4 protein-coding genes are annotated in these 3,066 nt (G+C 68.6%); 1 reads left to right on the top strand and 3 read right to left on the bottom strand.

What is annotated here, in order from left to right:
• Nucleotides 1-331 precede the first annotated feature (331 nt).
• Nucleotides 332-778, bottom strand: coding sequence for a hypothetical protein (locus ACFVWD_RS57985; protein ID WP_389607226.1), 447 nt, complete (start codon nt 776-778; stop codon nt 332-334).
• Nucleotides 779-1,085: 307 nt separating this feature from the next.
• Between ACFVWD_RS57985 and ACFVWD_RS57980 the strand changes: the two genes are divergently transcribed.
• Complete coding sequence (locus ACFVWD_RS57980) at nt 1,086-1,661, top strand: hypothetical protein (RefSeq protein WP_389607224.1); 576 nt, start codon at nt 1,086-1,088, stop codon at nt 1,659-1,661.
• A 129-nt stretch (nt 1,662-1,790) separates the two neighbouring features.
• Here the strand turns inward: ACFVWD_RS57980 and ACFVWD_RS57975 are convergent, their stop codons facing one another.
• Both ACFVWD_RS57975 and ACFVWD_RS57970 read right to left on the bottom strand, forming a co-directional pair.
• Nucleotides 1,791-2,495 carry a hypothetical protein gene (locus ACFVWD_RS57975; RefSeq protein WP_389607220.1) on the bottom strand — a complete coding sequence of 235 codons (705 nt, stop codon included), beginning with the start codon at nt 2,493-2,495 and terminating at the stop codon, nt 1,791-1,793.
• 94 nt (nt 2,496-2,589) lie between these two features.
• Nucleotides 2,590-2,724 carry a hypothetical protein gene (locus ACFVWD_RS57970; RefSeq protein ID WP_389607218.1) on the bottom strand — a complete coding sequence of 45 codons (135 nt, stop codon included), beginning with the start codon at nt 2,722-2,724 and terminating at the stop codon, nt 2,590-2,592.
• Nucleotides 2,725-3,066: the final 342 nt, after the last annotated feature.

Below are 3,066 nucleotides of genomic sequence, written 5' to 3'. Positions count from 1 at the left end.
GAGTTGCCTGCGCGTCACGATCGTCTTCCTACCGGATCCGCCTTCCAGGCGGATCCGGATCGGCAAGATTGATCACGACGTCACACAGGCCCTAGAGGGCCTCGCACACGGTGTTGTGACTGGCCTGGCAGGCTACCGCGTCCACCCGTTCCAGGAGCGGGAGTTGAGGGACCGAGGGGGAGAACGAGGACGTCCTTGTCGTGGGTGTCGGCGCCGAGCGCGCGGCCTGGGTCGACGATCACCTCCCGCAGCCGGTCGGTCCGTTCGCGCACGAATGCCAGGCACCCGCCCAGGACGGGCGCCCCCACATCGGTGTCGGCGGCGCCGAGCGTCACGAGGACGCGGGAATGGGAGTCGTCGAGTCAGTCCCAGGGGAAGTCGGATCCGGCGGGACGGTCCACGATCGAGGGGCCGACATAGCGGATCTGCCCGTCCCGTCGGGCGTCCGGTCCCACGAACTCCGTACCAGGTGCAGGGAGAAGCGGGGGTCGGCAGTGCCGGACGGGTCGCCGATCCGGCTGCGCAGGTCCCGGAGGACTCCGTCCAGCCAGTCCGCGACTCTGGGCATGCCCGCCAGGACGTCGGTGAACTCGGCCGACGTGCTGGCCGAGGTGGCCCACGGCACACCGAGTCGCTCCGCCATCACCCCGCCAGCGAGCGCCTGTTGATCGGCGCCGACGGCATCGGGACCGAACGCGTCCAGGGCCGCCCGTACGCCGGGCGCCATCTCCTCGGCGAGCGGCACCAGGAACAACTCCCACAGAAACTTCAGCTGCAAGCTCGCGGCCGCGCACCGACTCGGGCGATCCGGGTGCGGGGGAGTGGGGCGAGGTGACGACATGAGTTGCCGACATGAACTGGCGGACCTGGTCGACACGTTCAGAAAACCCGTGCGGGGGGGGCGACCGTGGGCGTACTTGGCCGGATGCGGTGGCCGCCCCCGGACGTCCCTTCTGCGCGGCACGTGCGGGTCGGGGAAGCGGTGTGCGTGGCCATGTCCGCATAGCGGCGGGCGAAGGCGGACAGAGTTACGCCCGACGCTGCAACTGTTGGGGGAGAGCCCTCCCGGAGGAAGGGATAAGCACATGGGGGCAGACGATTGGTCAGCTTTAGCTGGGGTGTCGTCGACGGCGCTGGCACTGGCAGCGGTGGCCGTTGCCCTACTCGCATTCCGGTCCGAACACCGTCGAGCACGCTTCGAAGGCGCCCGAGCCTTGCATCATGATCTGACCACCGGTGAAGTCGCCGCGGCTCGCAAGACCGTCGGAACCCTTCACTATGGCGACTTCGGCTCTTCGTCCACCCCGGCTGACTGGAGCCTGGCGCTGACCTCCTACTTCACCGTGCTCTGGTGCTTCGAGCGGATTGAAGCAGGTCGCACCGCCTTAGTCCGGGGTGTTGTCCGCCCTGGTCAGCGGAGGGACGAGGCAATCGATTATCTCGATGCACTCGTTGCGTGGCATGTAGCCGAATACGCCTGTGGCTTCGCCGTCGCACGCCGCAAGCTTGCTGAAGCATCCGCCGAGGAGGTGTCCGACAGCGACTCGGCCGCTGGATTCGGCAGGCTACTGCTCGCCTTGCAAGAACGTGGGTTGGTCGATCGCGCCTATCGCGCCGGGGCATGTCCGGGAACCGGCTGTCCCTGCTCGTGTCATCGGTAGTCCCTGTCGTAGAAGCGCATGTCCCATGTCCGATGAAGAGTCGTACACGGGGCCTCCAGGCTCGTACGAAGTAGCGGTTGGGCGCGGCGGCCGCGCAGGTGCGGGCCGCCGCGCGAGGGGTGGGGCGGGTCAGCGGGTGGCGAGGGCGGCGCGAACGTCGTGGTGGTGCTCGGTAGCCGCGGGGATCGGCGCGGGCCACGGGGTGTCGGTGACGGGCCACTGGTGCCGGCAGGCGGGAAAGGGGCAGGCGTGTACGCGTTGCCTGGTCTCGGGGTGGTAGTCAAGGCCGCGGCTGGGGCGTTCGCAGGCCGGGCAGCGATCGAGGGACCCGAAGTCCTGCGTGTGGCCGTCCTGGGCGTACATCCAGATGACGGGGAGGGTGCCGGGGGATCCTCCGAAGCGCTGTGAATCTGCCATTCGGTGCAGGTGGGATAGGCGACGAACCGGCCCCAGCCGCGCGTGATGCTGTCGGCGAGGACGTGGCCATCGAACGGGCGCAGACGCTGGCCGCAAGTGTCGCGGTAGTAGGCGCTCGTGGCGGCCAGGATGTCGGCAGCGGGCGCCGTCGATGACCGGCTCGGTGCCCAGGGCGCGCGCCCACGCGGTGATGCCGTCGGTGTCGTGTTCACCGACGCGCAGGATGAGGCTGTGCAGGGGGCGGCCCGGCTCGGGGCAGGTGCTTCGGGAGATCGCGAGGCCGGTCAGCGGCAGGTCGGGGTGGTCCTGCAGGAGGCGTCGGCCGACGGCGAGCTTCCCGTTCTCGTGGGATCCGTACCGCTCCAGCTGCGCCAGCAGCTGCTGGGCTCGCTCCGGTGCCGGTGGGCTGAGGGGCATCTGTGGCTCCTTGCTGAAAGGGGGAGCGCCGCACCTGCAGGATGGCGGGCGCGGCGCTCCGGGTTGTGTGGCTGGTGGTGTCGGCGGGGTGTGTTCAGACGGTCGTGCTGGTGCGGGCGATGGGCATCATCTTGAACGCGTCGAGCACGGCCTGGTCGCCGGGGTGTAGTTCTCCAGGGCCGTGGCCGCAGCGCTTCCACTGCGGTTGGCCCGGAGCCTGCTGGTCCAAGACGCGGGGAAGGTGGGCATGGAGGTGCCGGGCGGTAAGCGGGAGCCCGTGCTCCAGGATGCGCTGGGCGAGCAGTTCGACCAGCGCGCATGCCCTTTTCCGGACTAAGGCGTCTCTCGAACTTGGTGCGCTGGATGTCTCCGGCACTTCAGATTCCGCGACGCGCCACTCCCGGATGGTCAGGAGTCGGGACAAACTATGAGAGAGCTCTGCATTCGGCGAAGGGGTGGCAGTGACGGCAACGCAGCTCTCGGCAACGGGTGAAACGAGGGCCACGGACGGCGGATGAAAAGTGAGCCACTCTGCGATCTCTTGATCATCCTGACTTCACTGGTTCTGAAG

This window comes from Streptomyces sp. NPDC058086 (genome assembly GCF_042885015.1).
Lineage (GTDB): Bacteria > Actinomycetota > Actinomycetes > Streptomycetales > Streptomycetaceae > Streptomyces.
The sequence above is the reverse complement of the archived record's forward strand: the minus strand, read 5'-3'. Positions and strand labels throughout refer to the sequence as shown.

What these genes read in the sequence shown, in the direction of transcription:
- ACFVWD_RS57975 (WP_389607220.1), bottom strand. Translation starts at nt 2,495, where the DNA reads ATGCCCCTCAGCCCACCGGCACCGGAGCGAGCCCAGCAGCTGCTGGCG.
- ACFVWD_RS57980 (WP_389607224.1), top strand. Translation starts at nt 1,086, where the DNA reads ATGGGGGCAGACGATTGGTCAGCTTTAGCTGGGGTGTCGTCGACGGCG.